The sequence below is a fragment of the Acinetobacter sp. ATCC 27244 genome, assembly GCF_000156555.1.
Taxonomy (GTDB): domain Bacteria; phylum Pseudomonadota; class Gammaproteobacteria; order Pseudomonadales; family Moraxellaceae; genus Acinetobacter; species Acinetobacter haemolyticus.
Window position 1 is genome coordinate 121565 of sequence record NZ_GG665955.1, and the last position, 24259, is coordinate 145823.

Genomic DNA, 24259 nt, shown 5'->3' on the forward strand with positions numbered 1-24259 from the left:
GCCGTTCGCACTTTCCAATTATGCTCTGTCATTTCAGAAATAAGATACCTATAGAATTCCCCACCTATAAAAATAAGATCAGGAAATGCGTTGAAGTGTAAAACATATTCGTCGAATGCTTCTCTAATTTCTTGAAATTTCATAACGAATGCTTGAGTTGAAGTAATCTAAATAGTCTAAATCAAAAACAATGCTTACATCAAAAAATGATCAGCACAAAATTAAGATCTCAAATTTAAGAAAAGCACAGAAAATCGTCACTTTCTACCTATCGCCTTTCAATTGAAGTAATAAAGTAAGAAATCACTATAAATAATTGTTTTTAAATAATATTAATCATTACAAAGTTAAGTAATTTTTTGTAATAACAAAAGTAATAATTCATAAGTATCTGTTTTTAAAGCATATAGAAAATATAAGAAATGACCTTTTTTAACAGTAACAAATTACTTGAATATTTCTTAAAAATTACATTGAGAGATAGTGCTATTGTATTGAAATATATTAATTATTTATAAAATATTACTTTATTACTTCAAAAAACAACTAACATCAAAATTCTGACATGGCTATAAAACTTCCCCTTTTTGCTGATATTTGAGTCTTTAACAATCAGTTTTCTGGGAATGCTTTGGGAATATGGGAATGCTTTTATTAGGTCTATTGACTGAATAAAATATTAGAAAATACCTTGTGGTATTTATTACAGTAAGGAGGGAATTTTTAAATAAATCTTTGATAATCAATGAAATGGTCGGAACAGTAGGATTCGAACCTACGACCCCCTGGTCCCAAACCAGGTGCGCTACCAGACTGCGCCATGCTCCGAATGTGGGGTGAATGACGGGATTCGAACCCGCGACAACCGGAATCACAATCCGGGGCTCTACCAACTGAGCTACATCCACCATAACGTTTGATTCTATGTACCAAGCTACCCATAAATGGCGCGCCTGACAGGATTCGAACCTGTGACCATCCGCTTAGAAGGCGGATGCTCTATCCAACTGAGCTACAGGCGCATAACGATGATAATACTATCAAGCGATACTTCGCCGATCTTAAACCAATGTTTTACAACATTATTTAAATGGTCGGAGCAGTAGGATTCGAACCTACGACCCCCTGGTCCCAAACCAGGTGCACTACCAGGCTGTGCTATGCTCCGATTTCTCTCAGCTTTTATTGTATCGCACATCGTGCGGTACGGTGTGCATTCTAGGCTTGACGCCCTAGAACGTCAACACCTATTTTTCAAAAATATTAAAAACCCTTATCAAATGTATATTTAACAAGCATTTTGGTTGTTTTTAACGCTTCAATGAAGCACTAAAGTTCAACATACGATCTAATGGTAATTTGGCACGTTCAGACAAAGCAGGATCAACGTGTATTTCTTGATCAGCATGTTGTAATACATGCAAAATTCCATCTAGTTCGTTCATTGCCATCCAAGGACAATGCGCGCATGAACGGCAGGTTGCACCTTCGCCTGCTGTCGGAGCTTCAAATAACTCTTTATCTGGCGCCGCTTGTTGCATTTTATAAAAAATACCGCGATCTGTTGCCACGATCATTTGTTTATGAGGCAGAGTCTGTGCTGCTTTGATCAGTTGCGAAGTACTACCCACTGCGTCAGCAATATCAACCACAGATTCAGGAGATTCTGGATGCACTAACACAGCAGCATCAGGATAAAGCGCTTTCATTTGAGCAATACCACGCGCACGAAATTCTTCGTGTACGATACAAGCACCATCCCACAATAACATTTCAGCGCCCGTTTTCTTTTGAATATAACGCCCTAAATGCTGATCAGGTGCCCAAATAATTTTTTCACCCAAGCTATCCAAATGCTCAATGATTTCAACTGCACAGCTTGATGTCACCACCCAATCTGCACGTGCTTTTACTGCGGCTGAAGTATTCGCATAAACAACCACAGTATGATCAGGATGCTGATCACAGAACGCAGAAAACTCATCTACAGGACAACCAATATCTAGTGAACAGGTTGCTTCTAACGTTGGCATGAGAACCGTTTTTTCAGGCGATAAAATTTTTGAGGTTTCACCCATAAACTTCACTCCAGCAACCACAAGTGTTGTTGCTGGATGGTCACGACCAAAACGAGCCATTTCCAAAGAGTCTGAAACACAACCACCAGTTAGCTCTGCAAGCTCCTGTACGTCAGGATCACAGTAATAATGCGCGACAAGCACTGCATCTCGCTTTTTCAGCTCAGCTGCGATTTGAGCAAATTTTTCTTGTTTCACTTCTGGGCTGAGGCTATGGTCCTTTGGCTCACCCAAACGATCTAAATGCGCCTGCACAATGTTTTTGGCTTCGTTCGCAATTAAATTCGCATCATTCATAAAACGTCTTCTCTATCCTGCGTGCTTGCATCACTGCAAACTTATAACGTGGGTATCTGGTGATCATTTGGGATAAATCACATCGTCCACAAACAAGCGATATAAAAAAAGCCTCACTGTGGAGGCTGCATTATAACGCAAATTTACGAACGATAATCGGCATTAATTTTCACATAGTCATAAGATAAGTCACAGGTATACACTGTGTCTTTGGCCTGACCTCGACCTAAATCAACACGAATCGTAATTTCAGTTTTTGCCATAACCCCTGCACCAGCTTCTTCGGTATAGTCTTCGGCTGCACCACCATCTTTACAGATTTGCACATCATCTAGCCATACTTGAATTTTTGAGACATCTAAATCTTGGACGCCCGCATAACCAATCGCAGCCAAAATACGCCCCCAATTCGGGTCTGATGCAAAAAGCGCGGTTTTCACTAAGGGTGAATGGGCAATACTATAGGCAATATCACAACACTCTTGAGTATTTGCACCACCTTCAACGGCAACAGTAATAAACTTGGTTGCCCCCTCACCATCACGAACAATCAGTTGTGCTAAACGGTTCATGACACGTGCCAGTACCTCTAACACTTTGGCATATCGTGCATCATCTTTTGAGGTAATTTCAGTTCCACCTGCTTGACCCGTTGCTACAAGAATACAAGAGTCATTGGTTGAGGTATCACCGTCAATCGTAATTCGATTAAATGAATGTTCAACCGTAGTCTTTAATAAGCTTTGTACCAAATCACGACTAACCGGCGCATCTGTCGCAACGAAACTCAACATGGTGGCCATATTGGGACGGATCATTCCAGCGCCTTTACTGATCCCCGTCATGGTATAGGTGATCCCATCAATTTCAAATTGTTCAGATGCACCCTTTGGCACAGTATCTGTGGTCATAATGCCAGAAGCAGCATCCGCCCAAGCAGACGGTTGTAATGTATTTAGTGCGGGTTGAAGTCCAGCCAACAAGCGCTCCATCGGAAGCTGCTCACCAATAACGCCTGTAGAAAAAGGTAAAACCTCAAAACTGTTTACCCCAGTCAGCTCAGCCAACTGCGCACACGTATCTTGAGCATTTTTCAAGCCCGTTGGTCCCGTACCTGCATTGGCGTTACCAGTATTAATCACTAAATAACGAGGATTTCCTTGCGAGAGATGAGCTTTGGAAACATGGACAGGTGCAGCACAAAATGCATTTTGGGTAAATACACCCGCAACATTTGAGCCCTCTGCCAATTCAAAAATGACTAGGTCTCGTCGATTTGGATAACGTACATACGCCTCAGTTGAGCCAATTTTTACACCCTGCACCACATGCATAAGTGGCATCGTTACGTCACCAACAGCCATTTTTAAACTTCCATTCAATTTGTTATGAAAAAGAAAATGAATACATACCCTATATATGAGACTCGGAAAGGTCATCTACAACCTGCGTGGTGTTTGTAATATCCCGTTTCTGCGATAGATAAAACAAATGCAATAAGTGAACAGGTTTTGTAGATGACAATGCCTTTGGTTACTTTGGGCAAAACCAAAGTAACTCGAACCGAAGGTTATTCCTAACATTGGATTACACTAAGCAAGACACCGCCTCGCTAATAACTGAGTTACGGTTCAAGTCATAAAATATGTTGATTCATATCTGCTTTGGTAGCTTATTCCAAAAAGAAATGAAAATCGAGTATTAACAATACAGATTATGGAATTTGGTTTTGCTCTAAACTCAGTAAAATCTGCTTCTTATCTAGACCACCTGCAAAACCCACCAATGTCCCACTCGAACCAATCACCCGATGACACGGCGCAATAATCGAAATTGGATTTTTCCCATTGGCAGCGCCCACGGCACGGACAGCTTTTACATTACCAATCTGAAGCGCAATATCCTTATAACTTCGCGTTTGCCCAAAAGGAATTGTCAGTAACGCTTGCCAAACTTGTTGTTGAAATGCAGTCCCTTGAAAATCTAAAGGCAAGTCAAATTGCTGACGTTGCCCTGCAAAATATTCATCTAACTGTTGCTTAACTTTAAGGAGAATGGGATGTTGATTATTTTCAGTCAACTGAGCTAAACGTACACGCTTATGATCTTCATTGTCCCACATGACAGCTACTAAGGCCTGATCATGAGCAACCAGCTTTAATGCACCTACTGGAGATTCCATATACATATAAACCAGTTGCATCAACGATTTCCTTTGAGCTATTCCGCCTCTCTTGAAGAGAGCGTATTTTAATTTGAGGAGAGTTTCATCAATACCAAACCAGAAACAATCAATACGGCTGCAATCATCCGCATTGCCGTCATTGGTTCATTCAGTACCACAATTCCTATCACAAACGAACCAATTGCACCAATACCCGTCCAAACCGTATAAGCTGTACCTAGGGGTAAAGTTCTCATTGCAGTTGCAAGTAAGCCAAAGCTCAAAATCATAAAAACAAGGGTGATGACTGTCGGTGTTAAACGGGTAAACCCCTCTGACAGTTTCATTGAATACGCCCAAATAATTTCGAAAATACCTGCCAAAATTAAAAATGCCCACGCCATTTTTTCTCTCATACATAGCAAGGGTTGGGTCGTCCCAACATGATTCTTTAGCGAGAGGTCGTCCTACTCGGTGAATTAGTGTAATTTAAAATACGATGATTATGTGAATTGTTATGTATCTAAAACAGGTGATGTTCAAGAATTTTCACACTCTCAATGCCAAACTACACGATCTACTCGCATTAACTCACACGCGCCACTGCCCGTGTCCTCACGAGACAAGGAACTCCGCCATCGCCAACCATCTGGTGCCTGAATCTCAATTAATGCCCCTTTTAGGTAAACCAAATCATCTTTTTTAATCTGCTTAAGTTGCTTAGCAACCTCTTCAGTTGCAGGTACCAAATGCATATTGGCACTCTGCACAGCGATTTGCCGAAGTGCTATCGGTGGCTCAGAATCGACTCGCCAGTAATACCAACGATTCCGCTGTGAAACTTCAACCTGCTTATAAATTTCTGGCTTTGCCATATCGCCCCATCCTACAGCTAAATCAATTGGGGAGAACTCTGACTCACGACCAACATGATAATCCTTACGAGCAAGTACCCGAAAAGCTCCCTCATAAGTTTGCAATTCTACAATCTGTACTCCCTGTGCAGTGACTTGAGTAAGATTTGGGACGGGTTTGAGCCAATTGGTCCAAACCAACCATATTAAAGCAATCCCCATTACGCCATAGATCCATCTAGGCATGCTTACTTATCCTTGTTATTTCTGAGCAATATATCCAACCATTGTTTAAATCTGACAACAATAGTACGTATAATTTTTTGAACGATATGTAGATCATTTTCTTCAGACTGATTCTGACTAGACCATTCTGGGTCTGCTTTCGGTATAACAACCTCCAGCGGCTCATAATGCGTTGTTGTTTGTTGTAGTTCAGCACCTAAACTTAAACGTTGTAATGCAACTGTGACCACATCAATCGGATAGTGATGATAAACAGACAAATGTCGCGCTTCATAATCGATACTATGTTCCAATAACAAATCGGCAAATGGAACTAAAGCTGATCTTACTCGTTGTGCCTCAACTGGACTCGACATGTGGGGAATATGATAAAAACTAACACTCATGCGACCATCAGTAGGAATCAACTCCAGTTGGGAACGATTCAAATGCTGGATATGTTCTTTTTGCAAATTAGGTCGTTTTGTTTTCGCTGTTATTTGATCATCTTGTTGTTCTAAAGCCATTGATGCACCATAAATGACTCAAAAAAGATACTGTTAGTATAAACCAACAGTATCTCGAAAAAATGACATTTCTTAAGATATTTTAGATAAAAATATCAAAACTTTAGCGACAGACCTGCACCATAGAACCAACCCGTTTTAGAATCACTGGCTGTTTGCCAATTGGTTTCTTTACGTCCTTTGCTATAACCATAACCGACATCGATGAAAGGCATCACTCGATTCTTAACAATTTCATAGCGGGTTTTAATCCCCACTTCTGCATCTGCAAGACCCGTTTTAGAGGCATATTTAGACTCATCTCGCAATACCCATTCCATTTCTAGATAAGGCTGCAGAATTAACTTTTGAGTCAGCAACAAATCTCGTTCTGTTTCTAATACAAAACGCCATTGTTGATCTTGTCCAATATACATATGTGCATCGGTTTCAAAAAAATACTGAGCCATACCATGCAAACCGATGACAGCCTCAGATTGTTCCTTATCAACCTTACGATCAGGGTTATATCGGTAATTTACCCCTGCTTGTATATCCCAAAAATCTGCAATATTCCGACTGTATAAGGCAGCCAAACTTTGCTCCGATTTTTCTGACTCAGCCTTGGAATAATCTGCAATGATAAATAATTTATTCTCATCCGTTCCCACCCAAGTTTTCAACTTGGATTTGAGGGTGCCCTGCCCATCCTCATCAAGCAGCCATTGAGTATCTAACTGCGTCGCTTGATAAATCTGTCCGCCATGTTCCTTGAAATGGTCTGCATGCTCAGCTTTATTCTGCATTTGAGCGGAAATGTTTGGGCTTTGAAGCGGTGAGTGATCCTTCGTCTCTGATGCATTCATCGCCACGTTTTGTTGTGTCGATAGATCCATTTGCATCGAGTGATGATGTCCTTCATGTGCATAACTCAATACACTGAAAGTAGAGACGATCCCTCCTATTGCCAATAATTGGGAATAACGTTTCATCTCAGAAGCTCGCTTAATGATGTGCATGGCTTGCTCCTTGAGAAGATTGAATAGATGTTTTCTGTGGTACTGCATTTGAATCATCGACATTTGCAACAATCAATTTACTCATCATGCCCGCTGACATATGAAACAGTAAATGACAATGTATCGCCCACTCTCCCAATTCATCTGCAGTCAACATTGCTGTGACCGTTTGTCCCGGTGGAACAACGATGGTATGTTTGTTAGGCATATTCGCCGCTGTTTGCCCATTTTCCAGTTGCATAAACATGCCATGTAAATGCATAGGGTGAGCCATCATGCTTTCGTTCACAAACGTCAAACGAATACGCTCACCATATTTCACTTTCAAGGGTTCAAAATCTTTATCGCTAAATTTCTTACCATCAATTGTCCAAATATATCGCTCCATCGTACCGCCAAGACGAATAACTAACTCTCTTTCTGCTGGACGCGTATCGGGTTGAGATGTTAAAGATTTTAGATCAGCATACTGTAGAGCTTTGTGTCCCATTGGCGTTGCTGCATTTGCCCAACCATAAACCGTTTTAGATTTTGCCTTTTGATTCTCAGTTGATGATTGATGCGACTGATGTGCACTATGATCCATTTGATTATGCTTACTGTGATCCATCTGCTGATGTGCACTATGGTCTATTTGGCCATGCTTACTGTGGTCTATCTGTTGATGTGAGCTATGGTCCATTTGACCATGCATACTGTGATCCATCTGTTGATGTGTACTATGATCCATTTGATCATGTGATCCATGCCCCATATCTTCCATGGTCAACAAAGCACGTGGACGAGCTGTGGGTATATGCACTTTGTGCTGTGATTGAGGATGCATTTCGTTGTGTAAAGATGCGATTGCAAAACCAGATCGATCGATCGACTCTGCTTCAATTTGATAATGTGCTTGTTGTGGCTCAACAATTACGTCATAAGTCTCCGCAGCGCCAATACGAAACTCATCTACAGATACAGGTTGCACAGGCTGACCATCCGCACTAACGACAGTCATTTTTAAATTTGGAATCCGAACATCAAAAAATGACATTGCTGATGAATTGATAAAACGCAAACGAACTTTTTCACCTGTCTTAAATGCACCAGTCCAATTTTGCTGCGGCGTTTTACCATTAACCAAAAAGGTATAACCAGTGACGTCCGATAAATCTGTTTTAAGCATCCGCATCTGATTCCACATCGAACGGTCTTGCCATGTCGCTTTTAAGCCTTGTTGCTTGATCTGTTTCCAAACATCTCCAACTGTTTCACGTTGATTTTGATAATACTCAGCAGACTTTTTAAGGTTTGCCATGATCTGATCACTTCCCGTTTCATGAAAGTCTGAAAGCATCACTACATAATCACGTTCAGCATTTTCATGTGCTGCAACAGGCTTTTTTCCTTTAGGATAAATGACAAATGCACCATACAAACCATCTTGTTCTTGTCCTTTACTATGTGCGTGATACCAATAAGTGCCGTTCTGACGAACCTTAAAACGATACTCAAAACTCCCATTAGGTTTTATCCCTTGGAAGCCATTAAACCCTGGTACACCATCCATCAAACCCGGTAAAAGTAAGCCATGCCAATGCAATGACGTATCTTGATTTTTTAGTTGATTATGTACATGAATAACCGCCTCATCCCCTTCTTCAAACTCTAAAAGAGGCGCTACAAATTTGCCATTTACCGTGATTTTTTTGACAGGTTTACCTGTGATATTGACCATCTCTTGATTGATATTCAGATGATACTCTTTAATTGCTGCCCAACTATAGGGTGCAAACAATAAGCTGACGCTTGCGATAACACTCGCATAAATTTTGGTAGACATGATCTTTTCCTAATCTGTTAAAAAAATGCTTCTCCTTTCTATGAAAGGGAAAAATTCAACAGATTAGGCTTTGGGTGGGCGTAGAATTTCCTGCCAGTAGCCCGCAAGGTGGCGAGCTTGATAGTCCGTTTTCTTATCTATACTTAACTCAAAAGACACCAATAACGATAAATCTGGAAGCTGTTGATCTAAAGCGAAACTGACAGATTGACAATGGGAGGGATGATTACAGTCCTGACAATGCTGTTGACTCTGCATTTTTTCATCATGGCATTCAAATAAATTACCCATGTCATGCTTTTGCAAATGATGATGTTGATCAATCATTTTTTGGTTATGACATGGCATGGTTGCCGTAGTTGAAACTGAGGATGCTTGATCAGAATGCAATGCTTGCGCTGCAGCAACAGCCACACTACTTCCCCCGATGAAAAATATCATCAGGAATACAAACCATACATGTTTGCATTTTTTCAGTAGTTGCACTGAGAGATCCTTTAGGAAGATTAAAATTTTAGATCAAGGTAGCATAAATTCTTTATTACTTATACACAATCCTCCTTATGTTCTGATTCTGCAATATAGAGTGACCTTATAGATATGAATGCTGATTTATTCAACAACAGCACTCAAACAAGGTCATGAATAAAAATAGAGCAAAATAAATAATTTAGCGCACAAAAAAAGGACAAAAACTTGTCCTTTTTTCATCAATTCGATGTATATATAAACAACTGAAATCATTTTGTTTATTTTAACAACATCTTATCCACGTGGTTATCAACACGGTTATCCACCGAGTTATAAACAAAGTTATCCACATGCAAGACCTTGCGAAACATGTTCCTCATACGCTCGAATGGCGAGTCAAAAAAGCACCCTCTTGCGGAATATTTCCTCATGCTTAAGACGAGAACTTTGCTCGACCAGCGTTTAAAATAGTGTCAAATTTCGATCTGATTCACTTTGGCTAACTCTGCACGCATCTGGTCAATCACCGTTTTGTAGTCAGCTTGACCAAAAATTGCAGAGCCCGCAACAAACATATCTGCACCAGCTTCTGCCACTTCGCGAATATTTGCAGGACCAACGCCACCATCGACTTCTAAACGAATATCACGACCACTCGCATCAATAATTTTACGAGCTTGACGCAGTTTATCTAAAGTCATTGGAATGAATTTTTGCCCACCAAAACCAGGGTTTACACTCATCAACAAGATTTGATCGACTTTATCTAAAACATAATCAAGATAATGCAATGGTGTTGCTGGATTAAATACCAATCCCGCTTTTGCTCCACCAGATTTGATCAATTGCAAAGAACGATCAATATGCTCAGTAGCCTCTGGATGGAAAGTAATAATATCTGCACCTGCTTCTAAAAAATCACCAATCATTCGATCAACAGGTGACACCATAAGATGAACATCAATCGGTGCTTTGATTCCATAACTCTTCAGTGCCTTACAAATATGTGCACCAAAAGTCAGGTTTGGCACATAATGATTGTCCATTACATCAAAATGTACAACGTCTGCACCTGCAGCTAGCACTTTTTCTACATCTTCTCCTAAACGTGCGAAATCAGCAGATAAAATCGAAGGTGCAATTAAATAAGGCTTGGACATGGATGACCTGGCAAACTCTGAAAAAATGATTGATCAAGTATAACAAATTCAACACAGTGAAGTCTGTTATAAAGTGATCAAGATAGCATTGCAAAGATGCAACATCCCGTTGCAGGAATACTATTTCTAAAGCGAAATCGATTTGTTATTTTTATTTGCCTATCATCAAAAGATTTTAGATCATGAATAGTTCAACACAATTGACAACAAACGAAGGTAAACGTATCAGCAAACGTTTAATAAATCATTGGAAACATAAATTTGAGGTATCTGAAACCGAAGCATATTCGAAAATATTTATGCCAACAGCAACGGTGACATTAACACCTCAAGAACAGCATTTAGATGTACTGATTGAAAATCAACAAGATAATGTTACACATTTAGAGCAAGTGGTGATTGACCATTTAAACCGCATGGCTCAACAAGAATTTATTGTTGAATGGAAACATAACTAAAAAAGGAACGCCCAAAACGTTCCTTTTAACCCTACGCTTTTTCTAGCTGTATTGCATGAAACTGCAAATGGTCATCAATAAAACTTTGGATAAAGTAATAACCGTGATCATAACCTTGGTGTAACCGTAAAGTCAGCGACTGCCCTACATCCAAACATGTTTGTTTAAATTTTTCAGGGTTGAGTTGAGCATAAAACTGATCATCTTTACCCTGATCAATTAATATTTCATCAAACAATTTCCCTTTTTGCTGTACTAATGCCGTCGCATCATGCGCCAACCAAGAGTTTCGATCATCACCTAAATATTGACTAAAAGCCTTTTCACCCCAAGCACATACGCTTGGAGCACAAATCGGTGCAAAAGCTGACACGGATTTAAATTGTTCAGGATACTTAAATGCTAAAGTCAATGCGCCATGACCGCCCATCGAATGCCCGAAAATTCCCACTTGATTTTCAATAATTGGAAACTTTTGCAATACCTGCGCATATAACTCATCTACCAAATAGGACTCCATTTGGTAATGCTCCGCCCAAGGTTGTTGTGTTGAATTGATATAAAAGCCAGCCCCCTGACCAATATCCCAATGATCGCCTTGTGCAACTTGGTCACCTCTAGGAGAGGTATCAGGCATGATCAAAATCAAACTTAAGCGAGCTGCCATACGTTGTGCATGTGCTTTAATGGCAAAAGTTTCTTCAGTACAGGTCAACCCCGCAAGATAAAATATTGCTGAACATGGTTTCCCTTCCAACGCTGCTGGCGGTAGGTAAACCCCAACTTTTGTCAAACCTTTAAGGTATTGAGACTGTAGCTGATAAATTTGTTGCTCACCGTCAAAACAACGATTTTTTTGCAGTAGTTGCATGTTCATTATCCTGTGTTTTTACTGGTTCAGATGCTAAGCGTTGGTTAGGAAATAAGTATGGCTCTAATTGCGGTAACATTAACTCCATATTCCGACCAATTGACCATTGTGGCTCAGAAGGTTCAACGCCCTGTGCGATTTCCCATTTAGTCACTGTTTGCTTAGCTTGCTCAAATGCCATTTTCATTGAGTCTTGTTCACGCATGGCTAAATCAAAAAATGCACGACCAAAATAAGTATAATCCGCTTCGCTATTACAACCAAAAGAAGTCTTATCCGCAGCAGATGCGGTGATAATTAAGGTATCAGGTGACTGTAACGCAGGAATAAAACTGCCAGAATAACAAGCCGAGATCACAATAACACGCCAGCGAATACCAGCCTTATCTAGCGTCTCACGCAACCATTTCGGATCGATCTGCCCTAAATCCAATGGTGCATTTTCAAGCTCAAAATGGTTACGTTCCCCATGTGACGTCATATATAAAAATAAAACATCACTATCTCGATTCATCTGCTGACCAATACGGCGCAAGGCCAACTCAATACTGGTTTTTGAAGCAATCGGGATATCTAAGCGTGTCGCTGGATTATTCACCAGCATAATCGAACGACCAAAAGTCCCAAAACGGGTATCAAACTGTTCTTTTATTCGTTCAATTTCAGAACGAAAAACATCAGCATAACTATCCCCTGCTACGCCTAAAAAATACCAATGGCTTGTCGCAAGATCACTAAACTGAATTTGGTCCAATGCATTATTTAACAAATGACTTTGAGCGTAAAAAGCATCTTCAGCAAAACTTGCTGGTCTCTCTTCAACTTTCCAAATCGGTTGATCTTTTACGGAAAGCTGCCAAACAACCAAGGTTGCAATCGTTGCCACAAAAACTAAGGCGCGTTCCCACCATGGCCAATTCAATGCCCGAGAAATCACCCAAATCACGGCTAAACTTTGCCAAACAAAAAGAGCGGCAAATAACGGAGGTAAAAAGCCGTTATATATACTATCTGGGATAAAGTTGAGATAGCCGTTTGAACCAAGATACTGAACGAGGCACTGTAAAAGTAAAATATTGGTATCAAGCACTAACCACAACAATGCAGGCACCAACATTAAACGAGGTTGATTCATCCGTTGAGATAAGAAAATCCCAACGATCAATGCAATAAAAGGCCAAAGCGCGTAACCAATTAAACCTTGAGAATTAAAGTCTCCAACCTGTCCTGCCACTAACCAGCTATAGAGTGAGTTGGTACAAGCCCCCAATATTCCCCATAGAATCAACTGAGCAATGGATGGATGAACCACTTGTAAAGAACGGCGCGAACCTAGAAATAACCACATTCCAGCAATTTGGTTACTTTTAAAATCATGCCAGATATTTATCGATGGTTTGAGGTCTATCATAGAATTCTTCGGGACTAAACTCAAAATATGTCATTCTTTTTATAGAATGAATCTCATTTTTCAGAAAGATATAATGTGCAATGCTAGTGTATGCTGGGGCAGATTTTTTTAGCAATTATGCTTTGGCACTATATCACAAATCTTTACGGAGCATTGACGTAAGCCACACAATCATTTGAACAAAATTTAAAACTAATCTTTTGAAAAATAAGCATCAAAACGACAAGCATCACCTAACCATTGATGATCTGGCATTTGGTCAGCTAGAAAAACTGCATGTCGCGGACGCTTCACAACAACACGTTTAGCGACTTGGCGAGCCAAAGCAAGTAACTCATCACCTAAATCCATTTCTCCATCTTCAGGTAACAATAAATGTAAAAGCTGCATTTGCTTTTTAACTTGGGCTTGTTTTTTGATTGCCTGTTGGTTTTGATCTCGTTGTGGAAACATTGGATCTAAATACACAACATCAATAGATTGATCCTGCTGTTTGAACTGTTGTAAATAACCAGCTGAATCTGAAAATACCAGTTGAATCCTTGACGCTGTTGCTTGCAAATATGTATCTTGCTGCGCCTGAAGATGCGCATCTTCCAACAAACTAAATAAAATTGGATTTCGTTCGACCAGTTGCACCGTCGCACCTAAGTGCGCCATCAACAAACTGTCATGCCCTAACCCAGCTGTTGCATCAAGCAGACTTGGTTTTTCAGACAACTGACATGCTCGTGCAAGCATTTCCGACTTCAAACTAGCACGCTTTAAACGAGGAATTTCTGCCTGCCAATCTGGTCGCATTTTCATGCCATTGGCACATAACCATAATCCAGAATCATCAACACACAGACCTAATTCAGGATTCAAACGTAAAAAACGAGCATTTAATTGCTCAATCACACAAAGTTCGACCTGAACGCCACGTAAAGAAAGCACAGCATGATAATGCTGTGCTTTTTCAATATCTGTGGCTTGGTAAAATAAGCGAAACCCGCTTACCATAATTTCCAACCAGTAAAGAATAATAATAAAATCAATAAACCTGAAGCAATGCGGTACCACGCGAAAATCATAAAGTCACGTTTAGCCACATAGGCAACCAATGCACGGATCAGAAGTAAAGCAGAGATAAAGGAAACAACCAGACCTACCGCAATGACAGTCCAATCCTCTAGACCATCAAAGACATGATAACTCTGATATAAATCTAATAAACCTGCACCAATAATCACAGGAATACCCAAGAAGAATGAAAACTCGGTTGCCGCTTTACGAGACACCCCTAAATACATTGCACCGATAATCGTTGCACCAGAACGTGAAGTTCCCGGAATCAAAGCGAGCACTTGAATAAGACCAATCCAAACAGCTTGCTTAAAGGTAATATTCTCAACTTCTACTGCATTAATTTTAGGTGGATTCTTCTCAACCCAAATAATAATTAAACCACCAATAATTAAGCCTAAAGCGACAATAACATCATTAAAAAGTACTTCTTTAATGAATTGCCCAAAGGTTAAACCAACCAACACAATTGGAATCGACGCAAAAATAAGACTCAGCCCTAAACGACGACCTTTTTCCTCACCAGTCACCATCCCTGTTGCGGCATTCCACAAACGTGACCAGTATTCATAAATCACGGCTGCAATTGCACCAATCTGAATTGCGACAACGAAAACCGCACTTTTCTCAGTTGTCCAGAAATCCATCAATTCCGATGCCAAAATCAAGTGACCTGTACTTGAAATCGGTAAGAACTCAGTAATACCTTCGACAATACCCATGATCGCTGCTTTAAGCAGCAGTAACAAATCCATACCTAACCCGCTTTACCTTGTTCTGGAATCTTTTTCCATGCATCATCACGTAAATAAACAGGGAGTGCGTATTCTGCATCGACCCATTTCTGCTGTGTTGCATAAACTTTTGCAATACTGGCGATCTCTTGTGCAGTTGCCACAATTGTTTGCAAACTTTCCTGACCAGTTTGGATAAGTGCAGCACCAGAACCAACCGCTATAAATTTACAATACGCCGTCGCTTGCTCGTAATTTAATAGTTTCTCATCATCGATTGCCTGCATGACACCATGTTCATCAAGGCTAAAATTGGCAATATAAACTTCTTGCATACGCGCATCGAGTACAGCCGTAACTTGCTGAAGCCCAGTATGACGAAAAGCTGCTTGTGCTAAAGCCTGTAAACTAGAAACAGGAATGACAGGTAAGTCTTGTGACCATGCCAAAGCTTGTGTCACGGCAGCATTAATTCTTACTCCGCTAAAAGAACCTGGCCCACGGCTAAATGCAATTGCTGTAATATCTTTTAACTGTGTATTTGTTTGTAATAACGCATCTTCAATTAACGGTAAGATCGTTTGGGTTTGTGCTTTGGCACGCCCATCTAATTGAAAATAGAGTTCTTGAGTCATATCAACCAATGATACGGAACACTGCTCATTTGCAGTTTCCAACGCAAGCAACTTCATGCAAAACCTTAAGAGAAGTATGATGAAAAACGAGCGATATCATAACTCACTCCATTCTCATATTCGAGTTGTTCTCTCTATAGATACAAAAAAGCCAAACTTCTGTTTGGCACATTTTCATTGAAGAAAAATATCAATTAAAAGCTAAACGGCTCCAAATCTAAAAAGTTTTTATAATGCTCTGCATAATGCAATGCACTCAACCGTAAACGAGCTGCGCCTTGTTCATCTATGGTCTTTACCACTTTCCCAGGTGACCCCATCACGACAGAATTATCAGGAATGACTTTGCCTTCTGGGATCAATGCATTTGCCCCGATAATACAATTCTTACCAATAACGGCATTATTTAAAACAACTGCATTTATACCAATCAGTGAATTATCCCCAATCGTACAACCGTGTAACATTGCCTGATGCCCAACTGTCACGTATTCACCGATATTGAGTTCAATACCTGCATCGGTATGTAAAACAGCATTCTCTTGAATATTAGAAAAATGACCAATACGGATCACACTATTATCTGCGCGTACAACAGCGCCAAACCAAATACTGACTTGTCGCCCGAGCTCAACCTGTCCGATTACAGTTGCATTAGGCGCAGCCCAACCATCCCAAGGTTCATGTAGTGCTTTTGGACTCAATCCCTGATATTTATACATCATGATAAAAAACTCATTTAGTTAGACAAAATTAGAACTTAGATAAACCAAAATCTGGTGGATTAACAAGAAAAGGCCAATTCTTTTGATATCCCAATCCATATTGAAATAAAGAAATCAACATCCGAGCGGTCAGTCCCCATACAATTTCACTTTCCACTTGCATACTCGGAAAATAAATCGATTGTCGAGCTAAACGCACCTCATAAGGTAGTGGTGGTGCTTCGATCAATGCTTTCAGATCCGCAAAGAAAATACGATCAATTTCAGAAGGCTGAGCTATTAGATCCACATGTGCAGGAATCAAACCAACAATCGGCTTCACAGATAGGCCGCTCCGTGCGCGCTGAATCGGAAGATCACCTAAAAGTTTTACATCAAATGGATTCAAAGCCGTTTCTTCTTGTGCTTCACGTAGTGCAACCACAATGTTACTGGTATCACTCGGATCACGCTTGCCACCAGGAAACGATACCTCACCCGCATGTTGTGATAACTGCATAGAACGGCGTGTCAACAACACACGAGGTTGTAGCTCCTGTGTAATTGCGATCAATACAGCTGCATCTGCTTGTTGGATTCGTTTGGAAAAACGCAACCGTTGTTCTAAAAGCTGTATTAACGATGCCTCTTCCATAGGACTCATCTCTTTTTTTCATTTTTGATTGTTCATCATCATAGCTGAATTTTTGACTGCAATCATAGATGATGATGCGAAGTCATCAAAATTCAGTTATGCTGAGCTATCTCTACCGCTGATGATAATTATGAGCTTTTGCGTTGCGTGTGGGCATCAAACCGAACAAAAAATTCCTGTAGGTGATCATAAATTAAGATGGGTCTGCACAAATTGTGGCAATATTCATTACGAAAATCCCAAAGTGATTTGTGGGGCTTTAGCCATTTGGGATGACAAAGTTTTATTATGCCGCAGAGCGATTGAACCGCGCTATGGATTGTGGACATTACCAGCGGGTTATATGGAACTTTTTGAGACCATGGAACAAGGTGCCGCCAGAGAAACACGTGAAGAAGCTGAAGCAGAAGTCGAAATTGAACAACTCTATTGTATGTACAATATTCCACGTATTGGACAAATCTACGTACTGTTCAAAGCACAATTAAAACAAGGTTTATTTGGTGCAGGTGAAGAAAGCCTCGAATGTCGTTTATTTGAAGAACATGAAATACCTTGGACCGAACTCGCGTTTCCAAGTGTAGAACAAACATTAAAACATTATTTTTCGGATCGAAAGCAAGGTTTATTTCCAACTCACCTAGAAACACTAGGCACACGTTTAGATCATACAGGCTAAATAAAAAAAAGACCGCAAATTGCGGTCTTTTTTATAGTATTTAAGCTTTAGTTTTTATTGCTTTACATGCAGGATTATTTTGATCTGCAATTTTGATCGTTACTGTACCTGTCCAACGTTTTGCTAACTCTCGCTCTTCTTCTGTTGGTGGGATGTATTTATCTTTGTCTTTCGTCAACCTATCATATAGACCAACATATGCCGCTTGATAAAATGCATATTGGTTAGACCAAACAACTGTGTTATTTGAAAAATTCGTTAAATTAATACCCGATGGCTGACCATTAAGTAAGTTATGAATATTAATCTTCGCGCCAGTTATCGTACTAAAGTTGATCCCGAACATCACACCATCAATTGTTTTAAATTTAGGATTTGATAGCAGCATACGAACAGTAATCGATTTATCATTCGTCGAGAATAATGTAGCTCCCGTCGTACCGATACGGTACTGGGTTTCATCATACTGATCTGTATAAGTACCATCTGAATTTGGCACTGCGCTGGCACAAAGTCCAGACATATCTGTTTCTGTTGCATCTTTTCGAATATCCGTGCGAATATTTCCATGCTCATCAATTACAATACCTAAATCTACAGGTGGTAGCTTTGCAGCCTCGTCAAATCTAAAGGTTAAAGTAGCATACAATGGAAATAGATAGGTTTGTCCTGACTCAACATTCAACTCAGTTTTAAAAGTATCCTTTGAAAGAAAACTTGCAGGATTTACTTTTACTATATCAATAACGCCTCTAATATTTTGATTTGAGATCGATTGTTGCCATTGCCCCAGATGAGAAGTATCAACTTTGTCACTATCTTTCATCTTTGTTAAACCACGATAGAATCCCTCAGTTCCAGCAATAGTACTTTGATTCATAAACTTACCTTGTTTAATAATCAAATCTTCAAGTGGGTCTGTACTCGCACTAAAAGATAAAGGCTTACTTGCATTAAGTTGATAGGTAAAAGGGTTCAACCAATCATTTTGAGTTTTTAATCGTATTTTTTGTGGTTTGACCAAGCTAGTTAAATAGTAAGGGGCGAGAACAGTATTGTTTGTTACTGTAGCAGCTCCAGTCCATTGTTGACCATAACCCAAGATATATCCCTGTCGATCAGTTAATAGTAAGAAATTTCCCATCGAATGTACTAAATTACTCACACTAGCATCAACGCACTTTGAATAGTCAGCTGTATTACAACCAAAGAAACCATCAGGAGAAGTCGTCTTACTCGTGCTACTTCCACCACCCAATTTAAAAACTGGTAAATCAGCAGTCCAAATCCCTGTATTTGAAAGATTTAATAACTGCTGTAATATTTCTAATGCTTGATCATCAGAAACAGCATTCACATCAACCCATGGTTTCAAAAGATCAACATATTCATCACTGATTAATTCAGAAACGCCAATAGGCCTACTCAGACTGGAAAGATTATTTTTCTTTTCTTGTGTGATTTCAGTAGGTTGAACGTCGCCAATAACATTGCTTTTGTTCTCTACCCCTAAACTTTGGAAAATCTTAATAAGCGCTAAAGCTACATGAATCGTTTCATCCTTCGGATCCAGTGCATTGGGTGTTTTTCCAGTCAAAGCAATTGCCATATCAATAACTCGAATACGAGCCAATGTTGGCATTTTCAACTTAGAAATCTCATCTAATTTAATATCCCCAAAACTAATCTTAGGCGATGCCTCACCTTGCACATAAAAAGAAACTGTATCACCTAATTTACAAGCACCTGTCACAGCATTACTATCAAATTTTGTTGCAAAATTATGGACTATGTCGCTACTACAATTAAAATTAACACCTGCGATAGGATAATCAAGAACAAACTGTAAACAATTAGAAGTATTGATATCGCAGCTGGTGTTAGAAGTAACGCCAGTTGTCCCTTTTGTTGGGTCCTCATTAATTTTAGAGCTTTCACCACCACACCCACTTAACAACAAAGTTAAAGCAGAAAATGCAAATGGTACAATTATCCTTTTTTTCATAATTCATTTATCCTAAATTATTACTGTATTACCGATATCTTGATTTGGCCTTGATTCGAAAGTTCTTGTTCAGGAACATCTACTGCAGATGCTAGTGGTGTCACCATGACATACTGAGCATCAAGTGGCACTCTAATCACGCCATATATTGCAGCGTGTTGTAACAAATTCGCATTTGTGGTTCCACTTTTAAAACCACTCACCCCTTCTTTGATACACCCTTCTTTATCTAAAAACACCACCAAAGGCCAATAATATAGCGGTTTTTGATTACTTCCAGCATACGAGTCAATTTGTAAATACTGGACTGAATCGTCTAACTTCACTAAATCATATTCAAACTTTTCTTTTAATGGCTTTCGCGGCCATAATCCAATATCTTTTTGAGAAGTCACTGTTTTAATTGATTTAGAATAATCCTTTAAAAAACATTGATCATTTTCAAAGGCAAGCGCAAGATCTTGTGCAGACAAACGTATATAACTTTCAGACAATGCGATCGGTGCGGTAGATTGAACAGAACGATTTAACAATTTATCTAAAACAGAACGACTCACACCTTTTTTACGCTCAACAGTTTCAAGGCGACCACTTCCGTCTGGCATCATATAAAATCGTTTCTTTCCGTCTAAATTAAACTCCTGATCTTCTAGGTAATCGCTATTTACATATTCTATACCATCAATTTTTTCAAAAGCACTAGGAGACTTTTCTTTAACGATTGATTTATTCTGTGCAACTGCAACATCAGCAGTCTCTATAATAGGGGAAGTTTTTTGCTCTTGTACAATAGGAGCTTTAACTTCTTTTTCAACTTTGGAAGGCGGAGTATGTTTTTGCTGTGCGGCAGGATTTACTTGCTCAATCTGATTCAAGGTTTCTAATCGCTTTGAGCTAATATTGTCAACCTTAGATGGAGGTTCTACAGACAAAGTTTGAGGAGATTTCGGCTGTTTAATCGTAATTGAGTTTACTTCTAATGGTCGAGATGGCGAGGATTGTGCTGTATCAATACTTTTTACTTTTGTTTGATCAGGAACCTCTTTATCTACTTGTTTTTTTTCAACAACATCCTGTTTTGCATTACGTGTAGGAACAATCATTGGACGACCATCTGGCCCAATGATTGTATAAAAACCATCAGCGTAACTATTTGAGCCATTTGCACATGCGATAGCCAATATTAAAATCGCAAATTTGGACCCTTGTTTAATTATATTTTGCATTACCATCTTGTTCTATAGTTAATACCGAGTAGAGTCACTTTGGTATTGGTTTTAATATCAAGCCCTGCATATGGATTGAGTAAGATATTATCAACCCCCGTTTTGTTGGCTAGACTACTGGTATTCGCAGGAATATCATCACGACTACGCAAGAAGCCAATCGATAAATCTAGATCAGTGTCCTGATCAAACCGATAACCTAAACCTAAACCGAATAATTGAGCGTTGTTAATCGGAACCATCGTATTTCGCTTATCATCAGGAATAGAACTGGTTCGAGGTTCATATCCCATACGTAACTTTAAACGATCCGTTGCAGAATATTCAAAACCGATTCCCCATCGCCATGCGGACTGAAAGCGTAATGGCAATGCGAGTGATCGATCTGAAACATCCGCAGATAGTAGTTTTGCAACTTTTAACAAGGAAATTTGACGATCAAATTCAAATTTGAATTTATCCCATGCCGAGAAATCCGTCCAACCAACATCAAAGTTCATTTGTAAATCTGGGAATATCTTGTATTTAATCCCAGCTTTAAAATGCTGCGGATATTTAAAATCCATCGCCACTAAGCCAGACTCAATATCAGGCACAAAACCAGGCAACCCCAAAATTGCGGCTAAAACTTGCCCCGTTGCAGAAGAGTTAAGGCCTGCAACTAACTGCTGCGGCGCAACAGCATTATTAATTAAATATTTGCCGCGCAAACGCATTTTTGCTTCACTTTGATAAACCATACCAAAGCTAAAGTCATCTGTTGGTTCCCATAAAATACCTAAGTTATAACTCGGGCTTAATGATTGCTCCATAGCAACATCAAGTGCTCCCATTTTATTAAATGGATTCATTGCCTCTTTAGAGTTACACATACCAAAAAGCAGTAAATCGGTAATAATATCGCCATTGCCTTTAAATGGAGCACAAACAACTTCATCAACCATCCGCAACACACCAATCATTTCATTGGGAAACCGCAGATCAGTTTTCATTGCAATCGCTTGATAAGACATACCAATGGATGCACCAATGGATAAATGGTCATTGACTTGATAACGGCTTTGTTGCACAAACCTAGCCTATAAGGTTTATTCAGTCCTATAATTTCAAAATGAATAAACCTACTCCTAAAACTTATCGTACAACCAACTGGTCTTACTATAATCGCGCTCTCATTAATCGGGGCAACATTTCCATTTGGTTTGATCGAAACACTCAGTGGTATGCACAACCACAAAACAAGCAAGGTCGAAATCAAACTTACTCCGATACGGCTATTCAATGCTGTTTAATGATCAAATCTTTATTTAGACTCTCTTTACGCATGGTCACAGGTTTTGTTCAAAGTCTGATTAAACTTTGTGGATTAAATTGGACCGCACCAGATTACAGTACGCTTTGTCGAAGACAAAAACATATTGATATTGCGATTAGCTATCAAAAAAGTAGTGATGGGCTACATCTACTCGTCGACTCAACTGGCTTAAAGTTTCTAGGTGAAGGTGAGTGGAAACGTAAGAAACATGGACCTGAATATCGTCGCCAATGGCGTAAGCTTCATATTGGCATCGATGCTGAAACCTTGCAAATACGTGCAGTACAGCTTACTACAAATAATGTGAGCGATTCGCAAGTACTCGGTGATTTACTTGCTCAAATTCCCTTAGATGAACGAATTGATTCGGTCTATACCGATGGTGCTTATGACACGAAGCACTGCAGACAAGTCATTCTAGATCGAGATGCACATGCGCTCATTCCGCCAAGAAAAAATAGCAAAACCATGGAAAGATCAGAAATTGAGATCTTTAGAGCGGAATGAGTTACTGAAAACAGTTAAACGTTTAGGAAGAACGCTTTGGAAAAAATGGTCTGGTTATCATCGTCGAAGTTTAGTTGAAACCAAGATGCATTGCATCAAACTATTAGGTGATAAATTAACAGCAAGGAGTTTTTCTAGTCAGGTGAATGAGATTCATGCACGCATAGCCGTATTGAACAAATTTACAGAATTAGGTCGTCCTCATACCCAAGTTGTCACTTGAATTCTGTTCAAATGAGCAGAGTGTTATCTTTTAAATCTTTGTGCAACAAAGCCCTTATGCATTAAATTTACTAAAACTTAAGAGCTATTTGCGTTTATAGTACATCCGCATATAAGTCGTAATCGGTTGATTATGGGTCGTTGAATTTGAATTTGTATCCAAAACTCGACGCATCGTCGAAGCACGATCTGCTAAACGCTCAAAACGCGGTGTTTGGAATTGAATATCGGCAAGCGCGTATTTATTGATTGTCGCATCTTCGACATGCCGCATATCTGCATCCTGTAAAGCCAAAAGATCCTTACGATAAGGCTCGGGTACATCAACCAAGAAAAGCGTATTATTATCCCAAACTTCTTTGAAACGTGTCTCGTCAAAACTGATATTTCCTAATGCTGGATCAGCTACATAAACACGTCCATCTTTATATGCCTTATAAACAACAAAATGTTTAAAACCAGCGTAAGTAATTGGAACAATTGCAGGTTGCTTTAATGCGATAAGATCAGAAAACTGTCCTCGATATCCCCCACTGTTTAATCCTAGTGCAGTCACGAAACGCTTCATATCTAATAAAGAAAAGCTACGACGTTCAATAATTCGCTGATATTCACCGTATTGTAGTAAACCAGACATTGTTTGCTGTTCTGTTAAACTTAAACCAGCATAACCATTTAATAATGTAGTTAATGCTGCTGAACCACAGCTATAGTCGTAAGCTTGACGTACAATACCGCGAAACTGATCTTCCACAGCTGGCTTAATAGTAACGGCTTCACGGTGATTCCGCGTAAAGGAAGGGTTACGAGAGTCCAATGTTTCTGTGTAATACACAGTCCCATCTGGTTTTTTTTCTATTTCAAAGGCTTGCGTTGTAAAGTAATACATCAATGCCGAGCCTAAAGCGATCTCTAACATAAGTCTCTTTTTCTAACCGTGGCAGCACTTGCCTTATTCATTTTATTTTTAGTGTTTCAATCATTAAAACACTACGTCCCTGCATGTTGAAGATACCTTTTTTTATGAAAAAATACAGCTTTTTTTTATTTTTTTTGACGAAATGTATATTTTCTTTAATAAGACCAGCTTTATGTATCCATAAAAATATCTGTAAGGTACTTTTAGTTCATAAAGATTATTTTCAATAAACAAAAAAAGCGCAAAATGCGCTT

22 protein-coding genes, 4 tRNA genes and 2 pseudogenes are annotated in these 24259 nt (G+C 39.4%); 3 read left to right on the forward strand and 25 right to left on the reverse strand.

All coding sequences use genetic code 11. The annotated features are described in order from the left end of the window. Positions 1-751: 751 nt before the first annotated feature. From HMPREF0023_RS08770 to rpe, 14 genes are all read right to left on the reverse strand, one after another. Positions 752-828: transfer RNA gene (locus tag HMPREF0023_RS08770), tRNA-Pro, on the reverse strand. A 4-nt stretch (positions 829-832) separates the two neighbouring features. Further along, positions 833-908: transfer RNA gene (locus HMPREF0023_RS08775), tRNA-His, on the reverse strand. A 37-nt stretch (positions 909-945) separates the two neighbouring features. Continuing rightward, positions 946-1022: transfer RNA gene (locus tag HMPREF0023_RS08780), tRNA-Arg, on the reverse strand. A gap of 69 nt (positions 1023-1091) precedes the next feature. Beyond that, positions 1092-1168 (reverse strand) — tRNA-Pro (locus HMPREF0023_RS08785). Positions 1169-1310: 142 nt separating this feature from the next. Next, on the reverse strand, positions 1311-2375 hold the full coding sequence (gene nadA / locus HMPREF0023_RS08790; protein ID WP_004638029.1) for a quinolinate synthase NadA: 1065 nt from the start codon (positions 2373-2375) through the stop codon (positions 1311-1313). A gap of 143 nt (positions 2376-2518) precedes the next feature. Continuing rightward, complete coding sequence (gene argJ / locus HMPREF0023_RS08795; RefSeq protein ID WP_004638028.1) at positions 2519-3739, reverse strand: bifunctional glutamate N-acetyltransferase/amino-acid acetyltransferase ArgJ; 1221 nt, start codon at positions 3737-3739, stop codon at positions 2519-2521. A 350-nt stretch (positions 3740-4089) separates the two neighbouring features. Continuing rightward, positions 4090-4578: a methylated-DNA--[protein]-cysteine S-methyltransferase gene (locus HMPREF0023_RS08800; RefSeq protein ID WP_008941885.1), complete on the reverse strand. Its 489-nt coding sequence runs from the start codon at positions 4576-4578 to the stop codon at positions 4090-4092. 47 nt (positions 4579-4625) lie between these two features. Then, positions 4626-4943: a DMT family transporter gene (locus HMPREF0023_RS08805; protein ID WP_017396666.1), complete on the reverse strand. Its 318-nt coding sequence runs from the start codon at positions 4941-4943 to the stop codon at positions 4626-4628. Positions 4944-5096: 153 nt separating this feature from the next. Then, positions 5097-5639, reverse strand: coding sequence for a hypothetical protein (locus tag HMPREF0023_RS08810; protein WP_008941887.1), 543 nt, complete (start codon positions 5637-5639; stop codon positions 5097-5099). A 2-nt stretch (positions 5640-5641) separates the two neighbouring features. After that, positions 5642-6145, reverse strand: coding sequence for a hypothetical protein (locus tag HMPREF0023_RS08815; RefSeq protein WP_008941888.1), 504 nt, complete (start codon positions 6143-6145; stop codon positions 5642-5644). Positions 6146-6240: 95 nt separating this feature from the next. Next, entirely contained in the window at positions 6241-7143 is a 903-nt protein-coding gene (locus HMPREF0023_RS08820) for a copper resistance protein B (RefSeq protein ID WP_008941889.1), read from the reverse strand. Beyond that, positions 7130-8968 (reverse strand): copper resistance system multicopper oxidase, encoded by a 1839-nt coding sequence (locus HMPREF0023_RS08825; RefSeq protein WP_008941890.1) that lies wholly within the window; start codon positions 8966-8968, stop codon positions 7130-7132. Before HMPREF0023_RS08825 ends, HMPREF0023_RS08820 begins: the two co-directional genes overlap by 14 nt. A 63-nt stretch (positions 8969-9031) precedes the next feature. Next, the gene (locus tag HMPREF0023_RS08830) at positions 9032-9454 is read right to left on the reverse strand and encodes a hypothetical protein (protein WP_005081298.1); all 423 of its coding nucleotides are present in this window, start codon (positions 9452-9454) and stop codon (positions 9032-9034) included. A 458-nt stretch (positions 9455-9912) separates the two neighbouring features. Continuing rightward, positions 9913-10599: a ribulose-phosphate 3-epimerase gene (rpe, locus tag HMPREF0023_RS08835; protein ID WP_008941891.1), complete on the reverse strand. Its 687-nt coding sequence runs from the start codon at positions 10597-10599 to the stop codon at positions 9913-9915. Positions 10600-10781: 182 nt separating this feature from the next. On the opposite strand from rpe, the gene HMPREF0023_RS08840 reads away from it, so the two are divergent. Next, a complete protein-coding gene (locus HMPREF0023_RS08840) occupies positions 10782-11057 on the forward strand; it encodes a DUF2218 domain-containing protein (RefSeq protein ID WP_008941892.1) in 276 nt (91 codons plus the stop codon). A gap of 31 nt (positions 11058-11088) precedes the next feature. Here HMPREF0023_RS08840 and fghA read toward each other — a convergent pair whose 3' ends face one another. From fghA to HMPREF0023_RS08875, 7 genes are all read right to left on the reverse strand, one after another. Continuing rightward, positions 11089-11928, reverse strand: coding sequence for an S-formylglutathione hydrolase (gene fghA, locus HMPREF0023_RS08845; protein WP_017396668.1), 840 nt, complete (start codon positions 11926-11928; stop codon positions 11089-11091). Continuing rightward, positions 11897-13339, reverse strand: coding sequence for a C13 family peptidase (locus tag HMPREF0023_RS08850; protein WP_005091593.1), 1443 nt, complete (start codon positions 13337-13339; stop codon positions 11897-11899). Before HMPREF0023_RS08850 ends, fghA begins: the two co-directional genes overlap by 32 nt. Positions 13340-13531: 192 nt before the next feature. Beyond that, a complete protein-coding gene (locus HMPREF0023_RS08855; protein ID WP_008941894.1) occupies positions 13532-14341 on the reverse strand; it encodes a class I SAM-dependent methyltransferase in 810 nt (269 codons plus the stop codon). After that, complete coding sequence (locus tag HMPREF0023_RS08860; RefSeq protein ID WP_005081292.1) at positions 14335-15159, reverse strand: undecaprenyl-diphosphate phosphatase; 825 nt, start codon at positions 15157-15159, stop codon at positions 14335-14337. The genes HMPREF0023_RS08855 and HMPREF0023_RS08860 overlap by 7 nt, the downstream gene beginning before the upstream one ends. Positions 15160-15161: 2 nt before the next feature. After that, the gene (tsaB, locus tag HMPREF0023_RS08865; RefSeq protein WP_004638014.1) at positions 15162-15830 is read right to left on the reverse strand and encodes a tRNA (adenosine(37)-N6)-threonylcarbamoyltransferase complex dimerization subunit type 1 TsaB; all 669 of its coding nucleotides are present in this window, start codon (positions 15828-15830) and stop codon (positions 15162-15164) included. A gap of 137 nt (positions 15831-15967) precedes the next feature. Next, positions 15968-16495 carry a gamma carbonic anhydrase family protein gene (locus HMPREF0023_RS08870; RefSeq protein WP_161419651.1) on the reverse strand — a complete coding sequence of 176 codons (528 nt, stop codon included), beginning with the start codon at positions 16493-16495 and terminating at the stop codon, positions 15968-15970. A 31-nt stretch (positions 16496-16526) separates the two neighbouring features. Beyond that, positions 16527-17141 carry an NUDIX hydrolase gene (locus HMPREF0023_RS08875; protein ID WP_004638012.1) on the reverse strand — a complete coding sequence of 205 codons (615 nt, stop codon included), beginning with the start codon at positions 17139-17141 and terminating at the stop codon, positions 16527-16529. Positions 17142-17262: 121 nt separating this feature from the next. Between HMPREF0023_RS08875 and HMPREF0023_RS08880 the strand changes: the two genes are divergently transcribed. Next, positions 17263-17811: an NUDIX hydrolase gene (locus HMPREF0023_RS08880; protein WP_005081281.1), complete on the forward strand. Its 549-nt coding sequence runs from the start codon at positions 17263-17265 to the stop codon at positions 17809-17811. Between the two features lie 40 nt (positions 17812-17851). On the opposite strand, the gene HMPREF0023_RS08885 is transcribed toward HMPREF0023_RS08880, so the two are convergent. From HMPREF0023_RS08885 to HMPREF0023_RS08895, 3 genes and pseudogenes are all read right to left on the reverse strand, one after another. Beyond that, positions 17852-19816 (reverse strand): hypothetical protein, encoded by a 1965-nt coding sequence (locus HMPREF0023_RS08885; RefSeq protein ID WP_005091596.1) that lies wholly within the window; start codon positions 19814-19816, stop codon positions 17852-17854. A 20-nt stretch (positions 19817-19836) separates the two neighbouring features. After that, positions 19837-21042 carry a putative pilus assembly protein FilE gene (gene filE, locus HMPREF0023_RS08890; protein WP_005091597.1) on the reverse strand — a complete coding sequence of 402 codons (1206 nt, stop codon included), beginning with the start codon at positions 21040-21042 and terminating at the stop codon, positions 19837-19839. Then, a pseudogene (locus tag HMPREF0023_RS08895) lies at positions 21042-22097 on the reverse strand (outer membrane protein transport protein); the annotation flags it as partial. The gene filE and the pseudogene HMPREF0023_RS08895, both read right to left, overlap by 1 nt. Positions 22098-22153: 56 nt before the next feature. Here HMPREF0023_RS08895 and HMPREF0023_RS08900 point away from each other — a divergent pair. Then, positions 22154-23087 (forward strand): annotated as a pseudogene (locus HMPREF0023_RS08900) (IS5-like element ISAha2 family transposase). Positions 23088-23171: 84 nt separating this feature from the next. On the opposite strand, the gene HMPREF0023_RS08905 reads toward HMPREF0023_RS08900, so the two are convergent. Further along, positions 23172-24005, reverse strand: a complete 834-nt coding sequence (locus HMPREF0023_RS08905; protein WP_005081270.1) for a C39 family peptidase — start codon at positions 24003-24005, stop codon at positions 23172-23174. Positions 24006-24259: the final 254 nt, after the last annotated feature.

Bases quoted from the DNA above. Each gene is read 5' to 3' on its own strand.
- HMPREF0023_RS08820 (WP_008941889.1), bottom strand. From the start codon at position 7,143: ATGCACATCATTAAGCGAGCTTCTGAGATGAAACGTTATTCCCAATTA.
- nadA (WP_004638029.1), bottom strand. From the start codon at position 2,375: ATGAATGATGCGAATTTAATTGCGAACGAAGCCAAAAACATTGTGCAG.
- HMPREF0023_RS08870 (WP_161419651.1), bottom strand. From the start codon at position 16,495: ATGTATAAATATCAGGGATTGAGTCCAAAAGCACTACATGAACCTTGG.
- HMPREF0023_RS08875 (WP_004638012.1), bottom strand. From the start codon at position 17,141: ATGAGTCCTATGGAAGAGGCATCGTTAATACAGCTTTTAGAACAACGG.
- HMPREF0023_RS08885 (WP_005091596.1), bottom strand. From the start codon at position 19,816: ATGAAAAAAAGGATAATTGTACCATTTGCATTTTCTGCTTTAACTTTG.
- HMPREF0023_RS08810 (WP_008941887.1), bottom strand. From the start codon at position 5,639: ATGCCTAGATGGATCTATGGCGTAATGGGGATTGCTTTAATATGGTTG.
- HMPREF0023_RS08850 (WP_005091593.1), bottom strand. From the start codon at position 13,339: ATGATAGACCTCAAACCATCGATAAATATCTGGCATGATTTTAAAAGT.
- rpe (WP_008941891.1), bottom strand. From the start codon at position 10,599: ATGTCCAAGCCTTATTTAATTGCACCTTCGATTTTATCTGCTGATTTC.
- HMPREF0023_RS08825 (WP_008941890.1), bottom strand. From the start codon at position 8,968: ATGTCTACCAAAATTTATGCGAGTGTTATCGCAAGCGTCAGCTTATTG.
- fghA (WP_017396668.1), bottom strand. From the start codon at position 11,928: ATGCAACTACTGCAAAAAAATCGTTGTTTTGACGGTGAGCAACAAATT.
- HMPREF0023_RS08860 (WP_005081292.1), bottom strand. From the start codon at position 15,159: ATGGATTTGTTACTGCTGCTTAAAGCAGCGATCATGGGTATTGTCGAA.
- filE (WP_005091597.1), bottom strand. From the start codon at position 21,042: ATGCAAAATATAATTAAACAAGGGTCCAAATTTGCGATTTTAATATTG.
- HMPREF0023_RS08800 (WP_008941885.1), bottom strand. From the start codon at position 4,578: ATGCAACTGGTTTATATGTATATGGAATCTCCAGTAGGTGCATTAAAG.
- HMPREF0023_RS08805 (WP_017396666.1), bottom strand. From the start codon at position 4,943: ATGGCGTGGGCATTTTTAATTTTGGCAGGTATTTTCGAAATTATTTGG.
- HMPREF0023_RS08905 (WP_005081270.1), bottom strand. From the start codon at position 24,005: ATGTTAGAGATCGCTTTAGGCTCGGCATTGATGTATTACTTTACAACG.
- tsaB (WP_004638014.1), bottom strand. From the start codon at position 15,830: ATGAAGTTGCTTGCGTTGGAAACTGCAAATGAGCAGTGTTCCGTATCA.
- argJ (WP_004638028.1), bottom strand. From the start codon at position 3,739: ATGGCTGTTGGTGACGTAACGATGCCACTTATGCATGTGGTGCAGGGT.
- HMPREF0023_RS08815 (WP_008941888.1), bottom strand. From the start codon at position 6,145: ATGGCTTTAGAACAACAAGATGATCAAATAACAGCGAAAACAAAACGA.
- HMPREF0023_RS08840 (WP_008941892.1), top strand. From the start codon at position 10,782: ATGAATAGTTCAACACAATTGACAACAAACGAAGGTAAACGTATCAGC.
- HMPREF0023_RS08855 (WP_008941894.1), bottom strand. From the start codon at position 14,341: ATGGTAAGCGGGTTTCGCTTATTTTACCAAGCCACAGATATTGAAAAA.
- HMPREF0023_RS08880 (WP_005081281.1), top strand. From the start codon at position 17,263: ATGAGCTTTTGCGTTGCGTGTGGGCATCAAACCGAACAAAAAATTCCT.